Source organism: Leisingera sp. (assembly GCF_982940295.1).
This window is the reverse complement of record NZ_CEYXRG010000016.1, coordinates 95,004-115,884: the sequence shown is the minus strand read 5'-3', so window position 1 is coordinate 115,884 and position 20,881 is coordinate 95,004. Positions and strand designations below refer to the sequence as shown.

17 protein-coding genes are annotated in these 20,881 nt (G+C 64.6%); 10 read left to right on the top strand and 7 right to left on the bottom strand.

Going from position 1 to position 20,881, the window contains the following annotated elements:
* Nucleotides 1–287 precede the first annotated feature (287 nt).
* Nucleotides 288–1,049 (top strand): NAD kinase, encoded by a 762-nt coding sequence (locus AC4HIX_RS15150; RefSeq protein WP_490399563.1) that lies wholly within the window; start codon nt 288–290, stop codon nt 1,047–1,049.
* Between the two features lie 438 nt (nt 1,050–1,487).
* On the opposite strand, the gene AC4HIX_RS15145 is transcribed toward AC4HIX_RS15150, so the two are convergent.
* From AC4HIX_RS15145 to AC4HIX_RS15130, 4 genes are all read right to left on the bottom strand, one after another.
* Nucleotides 1,488–2,933, bottom strand: coding sequence for an amidase family protein (locus AC4HIX_RS15145; protein WP_490399562.1), 1,446 nt, complete (start codon nt 2,931–2,933; stop codon nt 1,488–1,490).
* 145 nt (nt 2,934–3,078) lie between these two features.
* A complete protein-coding gene (gene prpE, locus AC4HIX_RS15140; RefSeq protein WP_490399561.1) occupies nt 3,079–4,968 on the bottom strand; it encodes a propionate-CoA ligase PrpE in 1,890 nt (629 codons plus the stop codon).
* Nucleotides 4,969–5,231: 263 nt separating this feature from the next.
* A complete protein-coding gene (locus tag AC4HIX_RS15135) occupies nt 5,232–5,624 on the bottom strand; it encodes a GFA family protein (RefSeq protein WP_490399560.1) in 393 nt (130 codons plus the stop codon).
* Between the two features lie 48 nt (nt 5,625–5,672).
* A complete protein-coding gene (locus tag AC4HIX_RS15130) occupies nt 5,673–7,946 on the bottom strand; it encodes an NADP-dependent malic enzyme (protein ID WP_490399559.1) in 2,274 nt (757 codons plus the stop codon).
* Nucleotides 7,947–8,110: 164 nt separating this feature from the next.
* Here AC4HIX_RS15130 and AC4HIX_RS15125 point away from each other — a divergent pair, with 164 nt between their 5' ends.
* From AC4HIX_RS15125 to AC4HIX_RS15100, 6 genes are all read left to right on the top strand, one after another.
* Entirely contained in the window at nt 8,111–9,199 is a 1,089-nt protein-coding gene (locus tag AC4HIX_RS15125) for a cupin domain-containing protein (RefSeq protein WP_490399558.1), read from the top strand.
* Nucleotides 9,200–9,265: 66 nt separating this feature from the next.
* Entirely contained in the window at nt 9,266–9,682 is a 417-nt protein-coding gene (locus AC4HIX_RS15120; protein ID WP_475051328.1) for a cytidine deaminase, read from the top strand.
* Complete coding sequence (locus AC4HIX_RS15115; protein WP_490399557.1) at nt 9,682–10,986, top strand: thymidine phosphorylase; 1,305 nt, start codon at nt 9,682–9,684, stop codon at nt 10,984–10,986. The genes AC4HIX_RS15120 and AC4HIX_RS15115 overlap by 1 nt, the downstream gene beginning before the upstream one ends.
* Entirely contained in the window at nt 10,986–12,197 is a 1,212-nt protein-coding gene (locus AC4HIX_RS15110) for a phosphopentomutase (RefSeq protein ID WP_490399556.1), read from the top strand. Before AC4HIX_RS15115 ends, AC4HIX_RS15110 begins: the two co-directional genes overlap by 1 nt.
* 75 nt (nt 12,198–12,272) lie before the next feature.
* Nucleotides 12,273–12,905 carry a uracil phosphoribosyltransferase gene (gene upp / locus AC4HIX_RS15105; protein WP_475051332.1) on the top strand — a complete coding sequence of 211 codons (633 nt, stop codon included), beginning with the start codon at nt 12,273–12,275 and terminating at the stop codon, nt 12,903–12,905.
* Between the two features lie 180 nt (nt 12,906–13,085).
* A complete protein-coding gene (locus tag AC4HIX_RS15100) occupies nt 13,086–14,429 on the top strand; it encodes an SPOR domain-containing protein (protein WP_490399555.1) in 1,344 nt (447 codons plus the stop codon).
* Between the two features lie 85 nt (nt 14,430–14,514).
* Here AC4HIX_RS15100 and AC4HIX_RS15095 read toward each other — a convergent pair whose 3' ends face one another.
* The 3 genes from AC4HIX_RS15095 to AC4HIX_RS15085 all read right to left on the bottom strand — a co-directional run bounded on the left by AC4HIX_RS15095 (nt 14,515) and on the right by AC4HIX_RS15085 (nt 18,183).
* Complete coding sequence (locus AC4HIX_RS15095) at nt 14,515–15,327, bottom strand: class I SAM-dependent methyltransferase (RefSeq protein WP_490399554.1); 813 nt, start codon at nt 15,325–15,327, stop codon at nt 14,515–14,517.
* A 112-nt stretch (nt 15,328–15,439) separates the two neighbouring features.
* The gene (locus tag AC4HIX_RS15090) at nt 15,440–16,450 is read right to left on the bottom strand and encodes a hypothetical protein (RefSeq protein ID WP_490399553.1); all 1,011 of its coding nucleotides are present in this window, start codon (nt 16,448–16,450) and stop codon (nt 15,440–15,442) included.
* 104 nt (nt 16,451–16,554) lie between these two features.
* Nucleotides 16,555–18,183: an AMP-binding protein gene (locus AC4HIX_RS15085; RefSeq protein ID WP_490399552.1), complete on the bottom strand. Its 1,629-nt coding sequence runs from the start codon at nt 18,181–18,183 to the stop codon at nt 16,555–16,557.
* Nucleotides 18,184–18,258: 75 nt separating this feature from the next.
* On the opposite strand from AC4HIX_RS15085, the gene AC4HIX_RS15080 reads away from it, so the two are divergent.
* The 3 genes from AC4HIX_RS15080 (at nt 18,259) to AC4HIX_RS15070 (ending at nt 20,854) form a co-directional block, all read left to right on the top strand.
* A complete protein-coding gene (locus AC4HIX_RS15080) occupies nt 18,259–19,182 on the top strand; it encodes a DMT family transporter (RefSeq protein WP_490399551.1) in 924 nt (307 codons plus the stop codon).
* Nucleotides 19,183–19,325: 143 nt separating this feature from the next.
* Nucleotides 19,326–19,991 (top strand): sulfotransferase family 2 domain-containing protein, encoded by a 666-nt coding sequence (locus AC4HIX_RS15075; protein WP_490399550.1) that lies wholly within the window; start codon nt 19,326–19,328, stop codon nt 19,989–19,991.
* A gap of 182 nt (nt 19,992–20,173) precedes the next feature.
* Complete coding sequence (locus tag AC4HIX_RS15070; protein ID WP_490399549.1) at nt 20,174–20,854, top strand: Hint domain-containing protein; 681 nt, start codon at nt 20,174–20,176, stop codon at nt 20,852–20,854.
* The last annotated feature ends 27 nt before the right edge of the window (nt 20,855–20,881 follow it).

Genomic DNA, 20,881 nt, shown 5'->3' with positions numbered 1-20,881 from the left:
TCAGCTCGATCTCGTCGCGCTGGCGGCCCAGTTCCGCGGTGATCGAAGCATAAAGCTCAGGATCGCGCTCGGCGAGGGATTGGGTGAAAAAGCCGGGATCACGGGTCGCTTCAGTCATGGTGGCTCCGTTTGAGCTGGGGTCAGAATTGAGGGATTTCCTATCGGAAACATCTTTGCGCAGGAAGCCTGTAAAGCGACATTTCCCTGCGACAGAACGGCAACTATGGCCTTTGGCGGAAAGCTGTGATTGTTTCGGAACCAGTTGCCTAATACCGGAAACAGATTTGATGGGTTTGAGAATCGCCTTTCTGGCCAGCGAGGTGGAGGTTGCCCAGAAAGCACTCGCCGAACTGACCCGCCGCTATGGGCAAGTGCCCCCCGAAGAGGCTGACATTATCGTGGCGCTCGGCGGTGACGGCTTCATGCTGCGCACTCTGCACACAATGGTCGATCACCCGGCGCCGGTTTACGGCATGAACCGCGGCACCGTTGGCTTTCTTATGAATGAATACCGCGAGGACGGGCTGATCGAGCGGCTCGGGGATGCGGTCAAGGAAATCATCAACCCGCTGTCGATGACCGCCATGGACCGCCGCGGCGAGGTGCACAAGGCGCTGGCAATCAACGAGGTGTCGCTGCTGCGCGCGGGCCCGCAGGCGGCGCGGCTCAGGGTGTCGGTGGACGGCCGGGTGCGGATGGAGGAATTGGTGTGCGACGGCGCGCTGGTGTCCACCCCTGCAGGCTCCACTGCCTACAACTACTCGGCGCATGGGCCGATCCTGCCGATCGGGGCCGACGTGCTGGCGCTGACCGCCATTGCCGCCTTCCGCCCGCGGCGCTGGCGCGGCGCGCTGTTGCCCAGCAATGCAATGGTGCGGTTTGACGTGCTGGAGGCGGACAAGCGCCCGGTGATGGCTGATGCGGACTCGATTTCGGTGGCCGATATCGACTGGGTCGAGATCCGCACCGATCCGGAGATCCGCCACAAGATCCTGTTCGATCCCGGCCACGGGCTGGAAGAAAGGCTTATTTCCGAGCAGTTTACTTAACTGTTTAACGGGACATTCACGAGTTTGTGAACTTCCCGGTAAGGATTCCATGCGATGCTTTTCCACAGGCAGATGTGGATGGCTTCTGCCGCAGGGCTGACGCGCCACGGTGCCGTGCCGGTGTGTTTCGAGTAACCAGTGTCATTGTTTTCCGCCGGTAACGCCCAGGGAGCCTGCGCCCCAAGCCGGGTTCGCCTGGTGTGGCGGGACGGCTGCTGTATGTAGTGAGTTGATTGGGTATGGAAGTTCCCCGGGGGCGGTTTACTCCGTTCCCGGGGACCTAAGCGACTATTGCGGAGCCATATCCATTGCGGAGGCAAGGTGCCTTCAGCGCTTCTTCGCCCTCAGCGCTACTTGGGATGAGTGAGCATCGCCGGGTTTATTTCTGTTAAGGGCCACAAGCCGGCACGCCGCCGTCTTGGCTTGAAACCTTACGGATCACGCAGTGCAACCCGACTGCATCTTCTCCCACAGCGGCAGGCACATGCGGCCGGCGCGGGCCTCGATTGCGGCGCAGGCGTCCACGGCCAGGTCCTCGCGCCAGCGGCGGGCGGCGATCTGCACATTGATCGGCTGGGGGCCGTTGGGCAGCTTCGCCAGCCGGGCCGGAACGGAGGCTGCAGGCAGGCCGAGGAAGTTCATCGCGTAGGAATAGACGGCACACCCCAGCACCTCATGCACGCCGTCCGCGCCCTCGGTGTCGCGGTCGGGCCGGAAGAATGGCTGCGGCAGGAAGGGTGACAGCACCAGCGGGTAGTCCTCCATGAACAGTGACCATTGCCGCGCGTAATGGGTCCGCTTGGCCATCATCTGCAGCAGCTCGTCGCCGGAGAAGGGCGGAAACTCCTGGAAGTAGACGGCGAAGATATCCCGCACGGTCTGCGAGCCGGCGGCATCCACGTCCTGCTTCATCAGCGCGTAGATTTCTCCCATCAAAGCGCGGTAGCCAGTGCGCCCGGCCTCAAAGACATTCGGCGGCTCCGCCTCCTCGACAGCATAACCGGCATCTGCCAGCGCATCGCGGGCAAAGTCGAGCGCTGCTTTGACCTCCGGGTGGAGCTCACAGCCGTGGGTGTTTTTGGTAAAGGCAACCTTGATGGGGCCGTCCGGCGCCGCGCCGTGCCAGGGCATCGGCACATGGAAGGGGTCGCGCGGATCGGCGGCAATCAGCGAAGGCATCGACAGGTTCAGGTCCTCTGCCGTGCGGGTGATCAGCCCCTGCACAGACATCAGTTGCGCCAGCAGCCCGCGTTCCGCCGTCTGGCTGGGGTTCCAGGCAGGCACCCGGCCCAGGCCCGGCTTTACCGTCACGGCGCCGTTGGCCGCGGCGGGAAACCGCAGGGAGCCGCCGATGTCATTGCCGTGCGCCAGCGCGCCGATCCCGGCCATCACGGCCGCCCCCGCGCCGCCCGAGGATCCGCCGGGCGAGATATGGCGCCCCCAGGGGTTATGGGTGCGGCCAAACAGCGGGTTGTCGGTATCGGCCCGGAAGGAGAACTCCGGAGTATTGGTGCGCCCGATCACCACCGCGCCGGCCTTGTGCAGGTTCTCCACCACCGGGGCGTCCGCCGGGGCAATCAGGTCTTTAAGCGCGGTAACGCCGTTGGAGGTGGCGTGGCCCTTCTGGTCAACGTTGATCTTGATGGTGACCGGCACCCCTTGCAGCGGGCCGGGCTGCGCGCCGCCTGCACGCGCCGTGTCCAGCGCGTGGGCGCGTTCCAGCGCCTCGGCACTCAGATCCTCAACCACTGCGTTCAGGCTGGGGTTCACCGCGTTCATCCGGCTGATGGAGGCTTGCACTGCGTCCTCGGCGCTCAGATCCCCGGCGCGGGTCAGGGCAGTCAGTTCAGTGGCGCTCAGTTGCCAGAGTTCCGGTTTTGTCATGCTCAAGCCTCCCTGGCCGCAGCCTAGGCGGGCAGGGCGGAGTTGCAAGCAAAACCGGACGGAAAACAGGCTCCGCCTGCGGGCGGAGCCTTCAAAAAATCCTCGCAAGATTTTGGGCCGTTTCCAGCGCCGGGAAACTCGCGCGTTACTTGGCGTAGCCGATGGTCTGCAGCGCCGCGGTGATCTCGTCCAGGATCGCGGGATCGTCGATCGTCGCGGGCATCTTCCACGGGGTTCCGTCAGCGATGTTCACCATGGTTCCGCGCAGGATTTTGCCGGAGCGGGTCTTGGGCAGCCGGTCGACCACAACCGCCAGCTTGAAGGCAGCCACCGGGCCGATCTTCTCGCGCACCAGTTTCACGACCTCGGACACCACTTCGCCATGATCGCGGTCCGCACCCGCGTTCAGGCACAGGAAGCCAACGGGCATCTGCCCCTTGAGGCTGTCCGCCACGCCGATCACCGCGCATTCGGCGACATCCGGATGACCCGCCAGTACTTCCTCCATGCCGCCTGTCGACAGCCGGTGGCCGGCCACGTTGATCACGTCATCGGTGCGCGCCATGATGTAGAGATAGCCGTCCTCGTCCTTCATGCCGGCGTCGCCGGTCTCGTAATAGCCGGGGAAAGTGTTGAGATAGCTCTTCTTGAACCGCTCTTCCGCATTCCACAAAGTCGGCAGGGTGCCCGGCGGCAGCGGCAGTTTCACCGCAATCGCGCCTAGCTCGCCCGCCGCAACAGGGTTGCCGCCCTCATCAAGGATATCCACCTCATAGCCCGGCATCGGCACCGCAGGCGAGCCGAGCTTGGTCGGCAGTTCCTCGATCCCCAGGGGGTTGGCGGCAATCGACCAGCCGGTCTCGGTCTGCCACCAGTGGTCGACCACCGGCACCTTCAGCTGCTCCTGCGCCCAGGTGATGGTGTCCGGGTCAGCGCGCTCGCCCGCCAGATAGACTTGGCTAAGGCAGCTGAGGTCGTACTTCTTGACGTACTCGCCCTTGGGATCCTCCCGCTTCACCGCGCGGAATGCGGTGGGAGCGGTGAAGAAGCTTTTGACCTTATGCTCGGAAATCACCCGCCAGAAGGTCCCTGCATCCGGCGTGCCGACCGGCTTGCCCTCGAACACGATGGTGGTGTTACCGTGGATCAGCGGCCCGTAGCAGATGTAGCTGTGGCCCACGACCCAGCCCACATCCGAAGCGGCCCAGAACACATCGCCGGGATCGACGTTGTAGATGTTCTTCATGGTCCAGTTCAGCGCCACCAGCTGGCCTGCGGTGTGGCGGATCACCCCCTTGGGCTGGCCAGTGGTGCCGGAGGTGTAGAGGATGTAGGAGGGGTGGTTGCCCTCGACCGGCACACATTCGGCAGGTTCCACACCGTACTGGAAACCGTGCCAGTTCACGTCGCGGCCCGGGATCAGCTCCGCCACTTCCTGCTCGCGCTGGAAGATCACGCAGAACTCCGGCTTGTGCTCCGCCAGGTCGATGGCGCCATCCAGCAGCGGCTTGTAATGCACGATGCGGCCCGGCTCGATGCCGCAGGAGGCAGCGATGATCGCCTTGGGCTTGGCATCGTCGATCCGCACCGCCAGTTCGTTAGAGGCAAAGCCGCCGAACACCACCGAATGCACCGCGCCAATGCGGGCGCAGGCCAGCATCGCCTCCAGCGCCTCGGGGATCATCGGCATGTAGATGATGACGCGGTCGCCTTTCTCCACCCCCTTGGCGCGCAGCGCGCCGGCCAGGGTGGCCACGCGGTTGCGCAGCTCGACATAGGAGATTTCACGCTTGGTATGGGTGACCGGGCTGTCATAGATGATCGCGGTCTGCTCGCCGCGCCCCTCTTCGACATGGCGGTCAACAGCGTTGTAGCAGGTGTTCACCTTGGCATCGGCAAACCACTCATAAAGGCCGTCGCCCTTGTCAAACAGCGCCTGCTTCGGGGCCTCGTCCCAGCTGATGCCCTTGGCGGCCTCCATCCAGAAACCTTCCGGGTCCTGTTTCCAGGCGGCGTAAATGTCCTGATATCCCATGGTGTCTATCTCCTCCTGCCAAATGGGTAGGCGAGGAACCGGGGAGCGGGCAAGTTTTGCCGTTTCCGTACGCAAGGTTCGTCAAGGAATTTACAGGTTTCACCCGGATTTGCGCAGATGGTTTACCAGATTTACAAGTCTTGGCCGGTTTGCAGCCCGTCTGCTTTGCAAACCAGAGTTTGCTGCAGAATAATTCGGGAAGGCGCCGAAATTTTGCAAACCTGCAAATTCAGTTGCGGCCCCGCAGGCCCTGCCGCCGGGAATCACCCGGTAGAGGATTTGGCGTAGCGCGGCAGGCTGTCTTTCAGCTCCAGCCAGCTCACGTGGTCGGAATGGAACACATGGAACCTGGGCGGCATAGCGGCGGGGCTTTCCAGCGTGGCCGTGTAGAGGTGAATGTTCACCGGATCGCGGGCGGTGCGGTAGGCCATCTGGGTGCCGCAGGCGCCGCAGAACAGGCGTTCGACGCCTTCCGATGAATTGTAGGCCTTGGGTTCCGCACCGGACCAATTGACCGCCTCATGCGGCAGTCCGAAGAATGCGGTGACAGGTGCCGCGCAAATACGGCGGCAGTCGGCGCAGTGGCAATAGCAGCTCCAGGCCGCCTCGGCCTGGCTTTCCCAATGCACGGCGCCGCAGTGGCAATGCCCTTTCATCGCTGGCCTCCCTGGATGGGCGGCCAGCGGTATTTCGCGGCCGCGCAGTTAACCGTAGTGCGCCACCGGGGTGCCGGCAATGGCGGCCATGTTCAGCAGCCCGCGCGCGGTGATCGAGGGGGAGACGATGTGGGCGCGGTTGCCCATGCCCATCAGGATCGGCCCCACTTCCAGCCCGCCGGCCCGCATCTTCAGAATGTTGCGCACGCCCGAAGCCGCATCGGCATGGGCAAAGATCAGCACATTGGCCGCGCCCTCCAGCCGGGAATTGGGGAAGATCCGCGCCCGCAGTTCCGGGTCCAGCGCGGTGTCGATATTCATCTCACCCTCATAGGCGAAGTCCCGGCGCTTGTCGTCGAGGATCTCCAGCGCGGCGCGCAGACGGCTGCCGGTATCGCAGGAGATATTGCCGAACTGCGACTGCGAGCACAGCGCGATCTTGGGCTCGATCCCGAAGCGGCGCACGTGCCGGGCCGCGCCGATCACGGTTTCGGCAATCTGCTCCGGCGTCGGTTCGATCCGCACATGGGTGTCGGCGATGAACAGCGGCCCGTCCTCCAGGATCATCATCGACAGCGCTCCGTGCGGGGAATAGCTGTTGCCGCCCAGAACCTGCTGCACATAGTTCAGATGCCAGCGGTACTCGCCGAAGGTGCCGCACAGCACGCTGTCCGCCTCACCGCGGTGCACCATGATGGCGCCGATGGCGGTGGTATTGGTGCGCATGATCGCCTTTGCCAGATCCGGCGTCACGCCTTGGCGCTGCATCACCTTGTGATAGCTGTTCCAGTAATCGTAATAGCGCGGGTCGTTTTCCGGGTTCACCAGCTGGAAATCGCGGCCTGGGCGCACGTCCAGTCCCAGCTTCTCGCAGCGGCGCTCGATCACCTCGGGCCGGCCGATCAGGATCGGGGTTTCGGTGGTCTCCTCCAGGATAGCTTGCGCCGCGCGCAGCACACGCTCGTCCTCGCCTTCGGCAAAGACAATGCGGCGGGCCGCGGCACGGGCGGCCTCGAACACCGGCCGCATCAGCAGGGCGGATTTGAACACGGTCTGGTTCAGCTTCTGCTTATAGGCCTGGATATCCTCGATCGGGCGGGTCGCAACACCGCTCTCCATCGCGGCCTTGGCCACGGCAGAGGAGACCACTGCCACCAGCCGCGGATCAAACGGCTTGGGGATCAGGTAGTCGGCGCCAAAGGTCAGCTGCTCACCCTTGTAGGCCGCAGCCGCCTCGGCCGAAGTGGTGGCGCGGGCCAGCTCGGCGATGCCGTCGACGCAGGCAATCTGCATCTCGTCGTTGATCTCGGTCGCCCCCACGTCCAGCGCCCCGCGGAAGATGAAGGGGAAGCACAGCACGTTGTTGACCTGATTGGGGAAATCGCTGCGGCCTGTGGCAATGATCGCATTCGGCGCGACCTTGCGCGCCAGGTCGGGCATGATTTCCGGGGTCGGGTTGGCGAGCGCAAAGATGATCGGCCGCTCCGCCATCTTCTCCACCATCTCCGGCTTCAGCACATTGGGGCCGGAGAGACCAAGGAACAGGTCCGCACCATCCATCACCTCATCCAGCGTGCGCAGGTCCGAGGACTGGGCAAAGGCCGCCTTCTGCGGGTTCATGTCCTCCTCGCGGCCCTCGTAGACCAGCCCGTGAATGTCGCACAGCCAGATGTTTTCCCGCTTCACGCCCAGCTTCACCAGCATGTTGAGGCAGGCAATCCCCGCCGCGCCGCCGCCGGTGGAGACGATCTTGATCTCTTCAAACGACTTGCCCGCCACATGCAGCGCGTTCTTGGCCGCGGCGCCGACCACAATCGCGGTGCCGTGCTGGTCGTCGTGGAATACCGGAATGTTCATGCGCTCGCGGCAGATTTTCTCTACCACAAAACAATCCGGCGCCTTGATGTCCTCCAGGTTGATCGCGCCAAAGGTCGGCTCCATCGAGCAGACGATCTCTGCCAGCTTTTCAGGGTCGCTCTCGTTGATTTCGATGTCAAAGCAGTCGATGCCCGCGAAGTTCTTGAACAGAACCGCTTTGCCTTCCATCACCGGCTTGGAGGCCAGCGCGCCGATGTTGCCCAGCCCCAGCACCGCCGAGCCGTTCGACACCACCGCCACCAGGTTGCCGCGCGAGGTGTAGCGGGCCGCATTGGCTTCATCCGCCTTGATCTCGGTGCAAGCCTCCGCGACGCCGGGCGAGTAGGCGCGCGCCAGATCGCGCCCGTTGGCCATCGGCTTGGTCGCCCGGATCTCCAGCTTACCGGGGCGCGGAAACTCGTGATAATTGAGTGCGGCTTGGCGCAGGTTCTGTGAATCGGACATCTGGCGCTCCTCGAAAATCGTATTGTTTAGTGTTAAACCATTTTTCCTGCCGGAAACCTAGCGCAAACTGACGCAATCGGACGCGGCGGCGACCGGACGGCGGCTTCTTGCATAAATCCTGCCCCGCGGCCACAGTTCCGGGCAAATGAAAAGGGAGTGAAAAAGTGAGCGATACAATCGCCGAAATCCGCCTGCCCACGCAGGAACTGCGCGACGATATTCCGTTCTACACCAAGGTCTTGGGCATGAAGATGGACATGATCTATCCGGCAGATGATCCGCGCACCGCAGTGTTTTCCGGCCACGGTTTGCGCCTGCGCATCGAAAAAGGGGCAGAGGAAAGCCCCGGCACAATCCGCATTCTGACTGAAGATCCTGATGGATTTGCCGAAGGCCAGCGCCGCCTGACCGCGCCCAATGGCACCAAAGTCGAGATCGAGGAGCGCCACCCGCCGATGGTGATGCCGGAAACGGTGCACAGCTTCGTGGTCCGCCGTCTCAAGGACCAGGCGCCCTGGATCATTGGCCGTGCGGGGATGCACTACCGCGACCTGGTGCCGGACCGTTTGGGCGGCTCGATCATTGCCAGCCATATCCGTATCCCGGACGGCGGCCCGGTGCCGGATATGGTGCATTTTCACCGCGTCGGCTTCCAGCTGATCTTCTGCATCCACGGCTGGGTCGATGTGGTCTATGAGGACCAGGGAGACAAGATGCGGCTGACCGCGGGCGACTGCTTCATCCAGCCGCCGGAAATCCGCCACCGGGTGCTGGAGGCCAGCGACAACGTGCAGGTGATCGAGATCGGCGTGCCGGCAGAACATGTCACTGAAATCGACCACGAGATGACCCTGCCGACCCCGCACTACCGCCCCGAACGGGAATGGCAGGGCCAGCGTTTTGTCTACAACAAGGCCGAGGGTGCCGCGTGGATGCCGTTCCGCCTGCCGGGCTACATCTGCCGCGACACCACGATTGCTGAGAACACCAAGGGCGTGGCCGGCGTGCAAGTGGTGCGCCGGGGCGAGGGCGCGCCGCAATGGGCGGCGCATGATACTGACATCCATTTCACGTTCGTCATGAACGGCGAGGTGACGCTGGAGGGCGAGGGCCGCGAGCCCTACCGGCTGGAGCAGGGCGACGCCTTTGTCATCCCGCCCGGCATGAAGACCCGCCTCAGCGAGCCGTCGCAGGACGTGGAACTGCTGGAGGTGACCTTGCCCGGCGTGTTCAATACCATGCTGGGGCAGTGACGGAACCGCACCCGGGGGGCTTTCGCTTCCCGGGCCGTTTCCGCTATCCTGCGGCATCTTGACCAAATGATCAAAAACCGGGGAATCGCCATGAGCCTCAAAGCCGCTGCCGCCGCCGTCCGCGAAAACGCCCACGCGCCTTATTCCAACTTCAAGGTCGGCGCTGCCGTGCGCTCTGCCTCCGGCCAGATCTACGTTGGCTGCAACGTCGAAAACGTCGCCTACCCCGAAGGCACCTGTGCCGAGGCCGGCGCCATTGCGGCGATGGTGGCTGCGGGGGAGACGGAACTGGCAGAGGTCTATGTGATCGCAGACTGCCCGACCCCGATCACGCCCTGCGGCGGCTGCCGTCAGAAGATCAAGGAATTCGCCAGCGGCGATGTGAAGGTCATCATGGCGACCACCGACGGCGCTGAGCAGGAGACCACCATTGGCGGCCTGTTGCCGGGGGCCTTTGACGCGGATCACATGGAGCGGAGCTGATGGACGCCCGTGCCATCAACGCAAAGCTCCGGCGCGGCGAGACACCGGGCGAAGCGGACTTGCGCTGGTTTGCCGAAGGCCTGGCCAGTGGCGCGGTTTCTGACGCGCAGGCCGGGGCTTTTGCCATGGCCGTCTGCCTGCAAGGCCTCAGCGTCGAGGGCCGCCGCGCCCTGACGCTGGCGATGCGTGACACCGGCGATGTGCTGCAATGGGATCTGGACGGCCCGGTGCTGGACAAGCATTCCACCGGCGGGGTGGGGGACTGCGTCTCGCTGCTGCTGGCGCCGGCGCTTGCGGCCTGCGGCGCCTATGTGCCGATGATTTCGGGGCGCGGCCTCGGCCACACCGGCGGCACTCTGGACAAGCTGGAAGCCATTCCCGGCGTCTCCATCAACGTCAGCGAAGACGATCTGCGGGGCATGATGCGGGATGCTGGCTGCGCCATTGTCGGCGCTACTGCCCAGATAGCGCCTGCGGACAAGCGGCTCTATGCTATCCGCGATGTAACCGCGACCGTGGAAAGCGTCGACCTGATCACCGCCTCGATCCTGTCCAAGAAGCTGGCCGCCTCCCCGGACGCGCTGGTGCTGGACGTGAAAATCGGCTCCGGCGCATTTATGAAAACCGCCGATGAGGCCCGCGCGCTGGCGCAATCGCTTTGCGATACGGCCAACGCGGCGGGCTGCCGGACCTCGGCGCTGATCACCGATATGAACCAGCCGCTGGCGCCCGCGCTTGGCAACGCGCTGGAGGTGGCGGAGGTAATGCAGGTGCTGACAGGCGATGCGTCCGGCCCGCTGGCGGAAATCTCCGCGGTGCTGGGCGGCGAGCTGCTGGCCCACGCCGGTCTGGCCGCGGATGCGGCAAAGGGCGCGGCTCAGATCACCGCCACCCTCACCGATGGCCGCGCTGCGGACCGCTTTGCCCGGATGATATCGGCCTTGGGCGGCCCTGCGGATTTTGCCGCCACGTGGCAGGACCATCTGCCCGGCGCCGAAGTCGTGCGTGACGTCAAGGCACCATCGGCGGGTCATATCTCTGCCATGAACGGCGAGGCGCTGGGGCTGGCCGTTGTCAGCCTAGGCGGCGGCCGCATGGTGGAAAGCGACCGCATCCACCCCGGCGTCGGGATTTCGGACATCGTCCGCCTGGGCCAGCAGGTCGGGGCAGGGGACACTCTTGCCCGCATCCACGCGGCCAGCGATGATGCGGCAGAGGTGGCGGAGGCGGCCATTCTCGCGGCAATCTCCATCGGGGAGGCGCCGGACGCCCTGCCGCCGCTGGTTCACGAAAGGATCTCCTGATGCCCCGTGCCTTTCTTGTGGTGATGGATTCCGCCGGCATCGGCGGCGCGCCGGATGCCGGGACCTTCTTCAATGGCGACTTGCCGGACCTGGGCGCCAATACGCTGGCCCATATCGCCCAGGCCTGCGCTGCCGGCAAAGCGGAGGACGGCCGCAGCGGGCCGCTGCACGTGCCGAACATGGAACGCCTCGGTCTCGGCGCAGCAATGCGGCTGGCGTCCTCGGTCCCGTTTCCGGGGCTGGAGGCAGAGCCGCAGGGCCGTTGGGGCTGCTCCCGCGAACTGAGCCGCGGCAAGGACACGCCCTCAGGCCATTGGGAGCTGGCGGGCCTGCCGGTCCCCTGGGACTGGCACTATTTCCCTGATCAGGCGCCGTCCTTTCCCGATGATCTGACCGCCTTCGTCGCGGAGCAGGCGGGCACCGATGGCATCCTGGGCAACTGCCACGCCTCCGGCACGGTAATTCTGGACGACCTCGGCGCGGAACACATGCGGACCGGCAAACCGATCTGCTATACCTCCGCCGACAGCGTTTTCCAGATCGCCGCGCATGAGGAGACCTTCGGCCTCGACCGTCTCCTGAAACTGTGCGAAGCCATCGCCCCGCGCCTTCACGCGATGAAGGTGGGCCGGGTCATTGCGCGTCCCTTCCTTGGCTCGGCGGAGGAGGGCTTCACCCGCACCACCAACCGCCGCGATTACGCCATCACCCCGCCTGCGCCGGTGCTGACCAACTGGGTGCAGGACGCAGGGCGCAAGGTTCACGCCATCGGCAAGATCGGCGACATCTTCTCCATGTCCGGCATCGGCACATTGAAAAAAGGTGCGGATGCCAAGCTGATGGAGCATCTGTTTGACGCGGTTGAGACGGCGGAGGAGGGCAGCCTGACCTTTGCCAACTTCGTCGAGTTCGACAGCCTGTACGGCCACACCCGCGATATCTCCGGCTATGCCCGTGCGCTGGAGTGGTTCGACGGTGAAATCGGCCGCCTGCTGCCCAAGCTGCGCAAGGGCGACATGCTGGTGCTGACTGCCGATCACGGCAATGATCCCAGCTGGCCCGGCTCCGACCACACCCGCGAACAGGTGCCGGTGCTGATCGCGGGACTTGACGCGGGCCCCATCGGGCAGGTCAAATTCGCCGATGTGGGCGTCTCCATCGCGGCCCACCTGAATGTTCCGGCCCAAGGCCCCGGCAAGAGTTTTCTTTGACCTCATGGTCAAAACCCGCTTGCCTGCCGCGGCGAAGGCCGTAAAAGCGCTGCAACCAAATCTGAGGAGTGCCCCATGACCGACCACCTGACCGTTGTTGATCACCCGCTTGTGCAGCACAAGCTGACCCTGATGCGGGACAAGGGCACGTCCACCGCGGGCTTCCGCCGCCTGCTGCGCGAGATCACCCAGCTGCTGGCCTATGAAATCACCCGCGAAATGCCGCTGACCACCACCAACATCGAAACCCCGATGGAGGAAATGGAAGCACCGATCCTGGCGGGCAAGAAGCTGGCGCTGGTCTCCATCCTGCGGGCGGGCAACGGCATGCTCGACGGCGTGCTGGAGCTGATCCCCTCGGCCCGTGTCGGTTTTGTCGGCCTCTACCGCGACGAGGAAACCCTGCAGCCGGTGCAATACTACTTCAAGGCGCCCGAAGGGCTGAAGGACCGGCTGGTGATTGCAGTGGACCCGATGCTGGCCACCGGCAACAGCTCGGCTGCGGCCATTGACCTGCTGAAAGAAGCCGGCGCCAACAACATCCGCTTCCTGTGCCTGCTGGCCTCGCCCGAGGGCGTTGCCAAGATGAAGGAAGCCCACCCCGACGTGCCGATCGTCACCGCCTCGCTGGACCGCGAGATCAACGCCAAGGGCTATATCCTGCCGGGCCTGGGCGATGCCGGCGACCGGATGTTCGGCACCAAATGACCGCTGGTGCGCCAAGGCGCCGCCGCGCGCCTTGGCCGCTTTCCGGGACAATCCGGAACCGGTGCCAATTAGGTTCAATTGGCGCAAAAATTGCCGGGATGCGGCCGTATTGTTGCCGCAGAATCTTTACTCACTCACCAGAGTCGGGCATCCTGCAGCCATATTTTGTGGGGCGCAGGAATGAAAATAACTAGAATTATTGCACTGGCCATCATCGCGGGGACAACAGGCGCAGCAGGTATACAGGCACAAACCCTGCGTCCGTCCAGCCCGCCGTCCGAATATCCGCCAGCCTCTTACAAAGGGAGGCAATTCGTCGACAGCCGCGGTTGTGTCTACATCCGGGCGGGCATAGACGGCAATGTAACCTGGGTGCCGCGGGTAACCCGCTCGCGCAAGCAGGTTTGCGGATACAAGCCGACCAGGCTGGCCGGGACCACACGGCAGCAGCCGCAAGCCTCGGCGCCGGAACTGATCACGCTGGAACCCAGCCAGCAGCCCGCTCAGTCCGCAGCCGCCAAGCCAGCCCCCGCGAAACCTGCGCCTGCCGCGGCCCAACCGGCGGCGGCCAGCCCGCCGCCCAAGGTGGTGACCACCGCCAAGCCGCGGCGCACGCCGCAAACCACCAGCGCCCGTCCAGCCCCCGCGGCCGCCCCGTCGCCCAAACCCGCAGCCAGAAAAGTGGTGCGCACGGCCCCGAAACCGGCACAGGCACCGGCCGCTGCTGCGCCGCAGCCCTCCGCCGGCAGCCCCTGCGCAGGTATTTCGGAGATCAGCCGCAAGTACACGAACTCCACCGGCGCGCGCTGCGGCCCGCAAACAGCCCCGCCTGTTACCTACGTTGGTCCGCAATCCTCTTTGCGGCTGACACCCAACACACGCGTTGTGCAGGCACACATCCACCAGGACCGCCGCCTCAGCAACAGTTTCACGGTGCCCAAGGGCTACCGCCCGGTCTGGACCGACGGCCGCCTGAACCCGCAGCGGGCGACACGCACGGTGCGCCCCGCGGTGGTGACCGGCTTTTCCCAGGCTCCTGCCGGGTATCTGATGGTGGAGCGCGCGGATGGCCGCCTGAACCCCATGCGCGGCGTCCGCACGCCTCAAGGGGACGCGCAGATGGCTCAAATCTGGAGCGACGGCGTGCCGCGCAAACTGGTGCAGCTGCCGCTCGACCGCCCCACGGTCAGGCTGCCGCGCGAAGCCCGCCGCAGCCCGGCTGAGGCCAGGGTATCAAAGCTGCGCCTTTCCACTCGCTCTGCCCCCGGCGCGGCTGCGCCCAAGCAAGCCGTGACCGCGCAGCGCTATGTCCGGGCCGCAACCTATGCAAACGCGGATCAGGCCCGGGCCGCCGCCCGCAAGCTGGCGGCGTCCGGTCTGCCGGTGCGGATGGGGACCGTCAGCCGCAAGGGGCAGCCGCTTAAGGTCGTTCTGGCGGGACCGTACCGCGATAGCGGCCAGGCAGCAGCGGCATTGGCCAAGGTGCAGCGCGCAGGTTTCAGCGGCGCCCGGCTCAGCAAGTAGCATCATTGGCGCAATCGGATGCAAAGGCCGGGTTTCTGCCCGGCCTTTTGACGTTGTGTTGCCGGCAAAAGCCCGCGGCGGGCTGCTATTGCCGCCGGCAGGTAAACACGACAGCGGCAAGGGGCATTTGCAACGGCGGCGGCCCGAAGCGGCGGCGCAAGGCGTCCAGAATGGCACTGGCGACTTCGTCGGGATCCACCCCGCCGCGGGAACGGATTTCTTCGATCAGCGGGTTGCCATAGACCAGCGCTTCGGCAAATCTCTCTGCGTCACCGATGGGTTTTTCCAGCCTGACCCCGTCGTGGCTGACATCTGCCCAGTCGTTACCATTCAGGTCTGCGGTCACAGCCGCGGTATCGCCATAGTGGAACGGCACCTTGTAGAACCCCGGCGGATCATCGGGAAAAAACTGTGCTGCTTCGGTGTGGGCAATCTCTGCAAACGGGTTCTCCGTCATGGGTGCCCAGACGCTGAAAAGATAGTGCCCGCCGGGTTTCAGCACCCGCGCGGCCTCCCGGAAGGCGGCAGCCTTGTCCGGAAAGAACATCACCCCGAACTGGCAGGCAACCAGGTCAAAGCTGCCGTCCTCAAAAGGAAGCTCCATCGCATCGGCAGCGTGAAAAGATACATTCGTGATGCCGGACAGCTTGGCCTGCGCCAGCTTCAGCATCGGCTCGTTAAGGTCCGTGACGGTCAGCTTGCTTTCCGCAGGCAGCCTCCTCCTCAGCCGCTGCGACACGATCCCGGTTCCTGCGGCAAGCTCCAGGACATCTTTCGGGCTGTGTCGGCGGCACCGGTCCGCCAGATCATCTGCATAGTCATGAAAAATGACCGGCCCCAGGCCCCTGTCGTAATGGCTTGGAATATCCCCCGTGAAACTGGTTGCATTCCCCGGCATGGCGCAATCCCCCCTGAATGTGCATGTGCCCAGATGCGGCGGATCATAGCAGATCCGGCACCTTCAGGCGATTGCCGGGGACTTCAAGCGGGCCGGAGGGCAGCAGGCAGGGTCAGCCGCAGATGTTTTGCAGCTGCACCCAGTCGCGGTCGTTCAGCACCGGCTGCAACTCGCGGCCGGCCATCGGGTCGGCCTCGATCAGCCCCAGAACCGACTCGCCGGTGATGTCCAGCGCATAGGCATAGGGCGAGGAGGGCAGGGCGGCGCGGGCGAACTCCGCCAGCAGCACCTGGTCCGGCACAGCGGGCCGCGGGCTGGCCAGGGTGGCTTCGGAATAGGCGTCCAGCGTGGACCGGTCCAGATCCCCGGTGGTCAGCAGCTTGAACGCGGCTGTCACCCCGCCTGCCTGCAGCAGCTCGTGCATCGGATCGCTGGCTTCAGCGCGCGCGCGTTCGGCCAGGATCGCGCCGGCCGCAACCGCCGGATCTTCGAAGTCCTCAACAAAGGACCGGTTCAGCAGCACGATGCCGCCGGGCAGATGCAGGCTGCCGGGAATGCCGGAGCGCAGGATCGCCAGCTGCCGGACCCCGGTCCGCTGCGCCAGGTCCCTCAGGATCGGGGCGGCTTCGGGGGTGGCGCAGGCAGGGCCGGAGACCCGCTCGATCCGGCCCAGCAGGGCCTGGCCGATGGCCTTGCGCTTGATCTCAGGCACCACGCTGACGGCATGGCGGGTGACCGCCCCCGGCAGCCACAGCACCATCAGCGCCAGAACCAGCGCGAGGACCCCCAGGATACTCACCGCGCGCAGCCGCCCGGGGTGCGCGCGGGACCGGCCGATGGCGTTCTGCACCCGTGCAATCGCTTCCAGCATTGCGGTCTCGTCCTGGGTGATTTCCAGCGTCTCGCCGGGGTCGCCATCAGGGTGGAAGAGGGCCGGAAACTCGCCGGGATTGGCGCGCTCCACCGCGGCCAGCGACCAATGCGCCAAAGGGCGGTCGTTCATGCTGGCAATGGTCAGCGTCGCATCGCCCAGCGAGATGATCACATCCCGCCGCTGTGCCTCAGGATCCGCGCGCCACAAGCCCGCAGCCTCCAGCCGCTCAAATTCCTTCAATGCCGTCATGCAGCCTGCCCGGCCCCCGTGTTTTTGATTGCCGCCAGAATAATCACATAAAACAGGGGCGGCAATTTGCTTTGCCGCCCCGGATGCCATTTCGTCCGAAAATCTTAGAGTGACTTGGCGATTTTTCTCAGTTCGAACTTCTGGATCTTGCCGGTGGAGGTCTTGGGCAGCTCCTGGAACACCACTTTCTTGGGCGCCTTGAAACCCGCCAGCGTCTCCCGCGAGAAGGCGATCAGGGCGGCCTCGTCGGTGCTGGAGCCGGGCTTCAGCTCGACAAAGGCGCAAGGCACCTCGCCCCATTTCTCATCCGGCATCGCCGCAACCGCGGCCAGCAGCACATCAGGATGCGCCATCAAGACGCCCTCCACTTCGACAGAGGAGATATTCTCGCCGCCCGAGATGATAATGTCCTTTGCCCGGTCGGCAATCTGGATGTAGCCATCCGGGTGCTGCACGGCGAGGTCGCCGGAGTTGAAATAGCCGCCTTTGAAGGCCTCGGCAGTGGCTTCAGGGTTCTTCAGATAGCCCTTCATCACCACATTGCCGCGCAGCGCGATCTCACCCTGGCTCTGGCCGTCCATCGGCAGCACATTGTGCTCGCTGTCGCGCACCACCACCGGCTCCAGCATCGGCATCGCGACACCCTGGCGGGATTTCCTGGCGGCAATACCCGCCTTGTCCAGCCCGTCCCATTCGCCTGCCTTCCAGTAGCATTCGGTGACATGGCCGAAGGTCTCGGTCAGCCCGTAGACATGGGTGATGTTGAAGCCGAGGTCCTCGATCTTCGACAGCGTTGCCGGGGCGGGCGGGGCGCCTGCGGTGAACACCTCGACCGTGTGATCGAACGTGCGGCGCTCTTCGTCCAGGGCGTTGACCAGCATGTTCAAAACGATCGGCGCGCCGCCGAAATGGGTGACGCCTTCGTAGTGAATGGCGTTGTAGATGTTCTGCGCTGAGATATCGCGGCAGCAGACCAGGGTGCCGCCGACCAGCGGCATCATCCAGGTGTGGTTCCACCCGTTGCAGTGGAACAGCGGCACGATGGTCAGATAAACCGGGTGCAGCACCATCCGCCAGGACACCACTGTGCCCATGGTCATCAGATAGGCGCCGCGGTGGTGGTAAACCACGCCCTTGGGCCGCCCGGTGGTGCCGGAGGTGTAGTTCAGCGCCAGGCTTTCCCACTCGTCCTCAGGCATGATCCACTGGAACTCCGGATCGCCGCCGGCCAGCAGTGCCTCATATTCCGTATGCCGGCCGGTCGCGTGCCAGCTTGCCTGATCGTCTGCCACCTCAATCAAGACCGGAGCAGGGCCTTCCATCTCCTCCACCGCGGCCTCGGCCAGTTCCAGGAACTGGGGGTCGACCAGCACTGCCTTGGCCTCGCCGTGATCAAAGATGTAGGACACCGTGCCCGCATCCAGCCGGGTATTTATGGTGTTCAGTACCGCGCCGCAGGCAGGCACGCCGAAATGCGCCTCGGCCTGGGCCGGGATGTTGGGCAGCAGAGTCGCCACCACATCGCCAGGCTTCACCCCCAGCTTGGCCAGACCCGAGGCGAGGCGGCTGCAGCGCTCGTGGTACTCGGCATAAGTCTTGCGGTGCTTTCCATAGCTTACTGCCAAGTGGTCCGGGAACACCTGCGCCGCCCGTTTCAGATGCGACAGCGGCGTCAGCGGCACATAATTCGCGGCGGTCTTCTCAAGACCGGTTTCATCCGCCATCCACCCCATCAGTTTCCTCCCTGAATCACTTTGATGTCGTTTAGAGAACAGATATTGCGGAAAGTTGCGGGCAATGGGAAGAGCATGAAACAAACAGCAACGCTTAATGCGGAGACCAGCAGCCAAGCGGCAGCAGCCCAAGCCATGCTTGCGGCCATGCTGATCATCGGCATCACCGACAATGCCGTGCCGCTGATGGCTGAGCATATCGGCCTGGGGCAGTTCTATCTGATGCGCAGCTTTGTGGCGCTGCCGTTCCTGTGGCTGATGGCACGGGCCGGGCTGGGCGGGCTCCGCTGCCGCAACTTCGGCGCCGTGCTGTTGCGCGCGGTTCTGGTGGCGGTGTCGATGGTGTTTTACTTCTCCGCCGTGGCGCTGATGCCGATTGCGCAGGCGCTGGCGGGGCTGTTCACCTCGCCGATTCTGATCGTGGTGATCTCTGTCCTGTTCCTCAGAATGCGGATCGGCTGGGTCCGGGTTGCGGCCGTGCTCTGCGGCTTTGCAGGCGTGCTGATGGTGCTGCAGCCTGATCCCGCGGCCTTTAACTGGCTGATCCTGGTGCCGGTGGCGGGCGGGCTGTTCTATGCGCTCGGTTCGCTGGCGACCGGGTTGTACTGCCAGGGGGAAAGCACCGTCGCGATGCTGTTCATCTATCTCCTGGTCCAGGGTTTTCTGGGCGCGATGCTGCTGGCCGGGCTGGAGATCTGGCCGCAGGCGGTGCCCGCGGGCGCCGATGGCTTTGTCACCCGCGGATGGGTCTGGCCGCTGTGGGATATATCGCATCTGATCCTGCTGCAGGGCTGCGCCGCAGTCGGCGGCGTGTTCCTGATCACCAAGGCCTACCAGCTGGGCGAGGCGTCCTTTGTGGCAGTGTTCGAGTATTCGGTGATGATCGTCGGCCCGGGCGTTGCCTGGGCCTATTGGGGGCAAGCCCTGAACGTCTGGCAGCTGCTGGGGATCGCGCTGATCATCGCGGCGGGGTCAACCATCGCGCTGCGGTCGCGATAGCCGGGGCAGGGGCGCTGCCCCTCTTGGCCCCTCGGGCCAATTCACCCCGGAGTATTTTTGCAAAGGTGAAATGGCGGGGGCGTCTGAGCCAGCGGGTGCGGATCGGCATTTCCATCTCCGGATCAATGCCATAGGGTTTGCCCATGATCCTGTCCCAAGGCCGCCGGTACGTCTTTATCCATATTCCCAAGACCGGCGGCACCGCGCTGTCGCTGGCGCTGGAGGCGCGCGCCATGGCGGACGACATGATGCTGGGCGACACGCCGAAAGCGCTGAAACGCCGCCGCCGGCTGAAGGACGCACATGCGCGCGGCCGTCTGTGGAAGCACTCCTCCCTTGCCGATATCGAGGGGCTGGTGCCGGAAGAAACCCTGCGCGGGCTGTTTGCCTTTACCATGGTGCGCAACCCCTGGGACCGCGCGGTGAGCTATTATCACTGGCTGCGGGAGCAAAGCTTTGATCATCCGGCCATCGGCCTGGCGCAAAGCCTGGCGTTCCGCGCCTTTGTGCAGCACCCTGATGTCATCAAAGCCTTCCGCGGCAGCCCGGCGTCCTCCTACATGCGCCATGCCGACGGGACTGAGCAGTGCGGTCTCTATATCCGGCTGGAGCATTTCAAGGACGACGCGCAGCCGCTGTTCGACCATCTCGGCTTTGCGCTGGATCTGCCGCGCGCCAACGAAAGCGGACGGCAGCGCGACTGGCGGCCCTATTATGACGATGCCTCAGCTGACGCCATTGCCACCGCCTGCGCGCAGGATATCGCGCAATTTGAATACTCTTTTAACGATTCCCTCCTATCCAAGTGACGTGATGCAGCGCTGAGATTGGCAGGCTGGGACTTGAACCGGCACCGGCCATCCCGATTGGCGCGAAAACGTAAACATTGACCGGTTTTTGCCTCAATTCCGGCCCATAAGCGGCAAGGAATAAAAGAAAAGATCGGATCGGCCAAAGGGCGCGCCGCCTTGGCTGCAGGAAAGGAACGCAGATGCTGGATTGGCTTCTGAAACGCTCACAGGTGCCGATGGAACGCGCCATGAACAGCGGCTTTCCCCTGATCACTGTGGGTCAGGGCGGTTTTCTGGCGGGCACGCATGTGGCCTCCAACCTGGGCTGGCGTCCGGTGGAGGCACTGACGCCGGGCGACAAGGTGCTGACTTTTGATCACGGAATGCAGGTGATTGCGGAACTGCAGCGCGAAACCATCCTGCCGGGCGAGGGCGAGCTGGAACCGGCCCGCTGCCCGCTGCTGGTGCCGCGGGATGCGCTGATGAACCGGGTGCCCCTGTGGCTGATGCCGGATCAGGGCGTGCTCTTGGAGAGCGAGCTGGTCGAGGACGCACAGGGCGACCCATTTGCTGTTGTTCCGGCCTGCGCGCTGGAGGGCTACCGCGGCATCCGCCGGATGCATCCGGGCGCGCAGCTGGATCTGGTCACGCCGCGCTTTGCTCAGGACCAGGTGATCTATCTGGAGGCTGGCATGCTGGGCTTCTCAGCCGCGCCGCGCAACCTGATGTGCGGCCGGGTTTTCCAGGAGGACAGCGCCTACAGGGTGCTGCCGCCCGAGGAGGCGCGCGGGCTGGTACTGTCGATCATGGCTGAAGATGAGCATTGGACTGCCCCTGGCGCCGGCGGGGTCCGGGCAGACTGCCAGCCGCCGCTGAGCTGATAGGCGGCACCGGAATTTCAACTGAAA

What these genes read in the sequence shown, in the direction of transcription:
- AC4HIX_RS15145 (WP_490399562.1), bottom strand. Translation starts at nt 2,933, where the DNA reads ATGACAAAACCGGAACTCTGGCAACTGAGCGCCACTGAACTGACTGCC.
- AC4HIX_RS15070 (WP_490399549.1), top strand. Translation starts at nt 20,174, where the DNA reads ATGCTGGATTGGCTTCTGAAACGCTCACAGGTGCCGATGGAACGCGCC.
- AC4HIX_RS15075 (WP_490399550.1), top strand. Translation starts at nt 19,326, where the DNA reads ATGATCCTGTCCCAAGGCCGCCGGTACGTCTTTATCCATATTCCCAAG.
- AC4HIX_RS15095 (WP_490399554.1), bottom strand. Translation starts at nt 15,327, where the DNA reads ATGCCGGGGAATGCAACCAGTTTCACGGGGGATATTCCAAGCCATTAC.
- AC4HIX_RS15085 (WP_490399552.1), bottom strand. Translation starts at nt 18,183, where the DNA reads ATGGGGTGGATGGCGGATGAAACCGGTCTTGAGAAGACCGCCGCGAAT.
- upp (WP_475051332.1), top strand. Translation starts at nt 12,273, where the DNA reads ATGACCGACCACCTGACCGTTGTTGATCACCCGCTTGTGCAGCACAAG.
- AC4HIX_RS15115 (WP_490399557.1), top strand. Translation starts at nt 9,682, where the DNA reads ATGGACGCCCGTGCCATCAACGCAAAGCTCCGGCGCGGCGAGACACCG.
- AC4HIX_RS15130 (WP_490399559.1), bottom strand. Translation starts at nt 7,946, where the DNA reads ATGTCCGATTCACAGAACCTGCGCCAAGCCGCACTCAATTATCACGAG.
- AC4HIX_RS15080 (WP_490399551.1), top strand. Translation starts at nt 18,259, where the DNA reads ATGAAACAAACAGCAACGCTTAATGCGGAGACCAGCAGCCAAGCGGCA.
- AC4HIX_RS15100 (WP_490399555.1), top strand. Translation starts at nt 13,086, where the DNA reads ATGAAAATAACTAGAATTATTGCACTGGCCATCATCGCGGGGACAACA.
- AC4HIX_RS15110 (WP_490399556.1), top strand. Translation starts at nt 10,986, where the DNA reads ATGCCCCGTGCCTTTCTTGTGGTGATGGATTCCGCCGGCATCGGCGGC.
- prpE (WP_490399561.1), bottom strand. Translation starts at nt 4,968, where the DNA reads ATGGGATATCAGGACATTTACGCCGCCTGGAAACAGGACCCGGAAGGT.
- AC4HIX_RS15120 (WP_475051328.1), top strand. Translation starts at nt 9,266, where the DNA reads ATGATCAAAAACCGGGGAATCGCCATGAGCCTCAAAGCCGCTGCCGCC.
- AC4HIX_RS15090 (WP_490399553.1), bottom strand. Translation starts at nt 16,450, where the DNA reads ATGACGGCATTGAAGGAATTTGAGCGGCTGGAGGCTGCGGGCTTGTGG.
- AC4HIX_RS15135 (WP_490399560.1), bottom strand. Translation starts at nt 5,624, where the DNA reads ATGAAAGGGCATTGCCACTGCGGCGCCGTGCATTGGGAAAGCCAGGCC.
- AC4HIX_RS15150 (WP_490399563.1), top strand. Translation starts at nt 288, where the DNA reads ATGGGTTTGAGAATCGCCTTTCTGGCCAGCGAGGTGGAGGTTGCCCAG.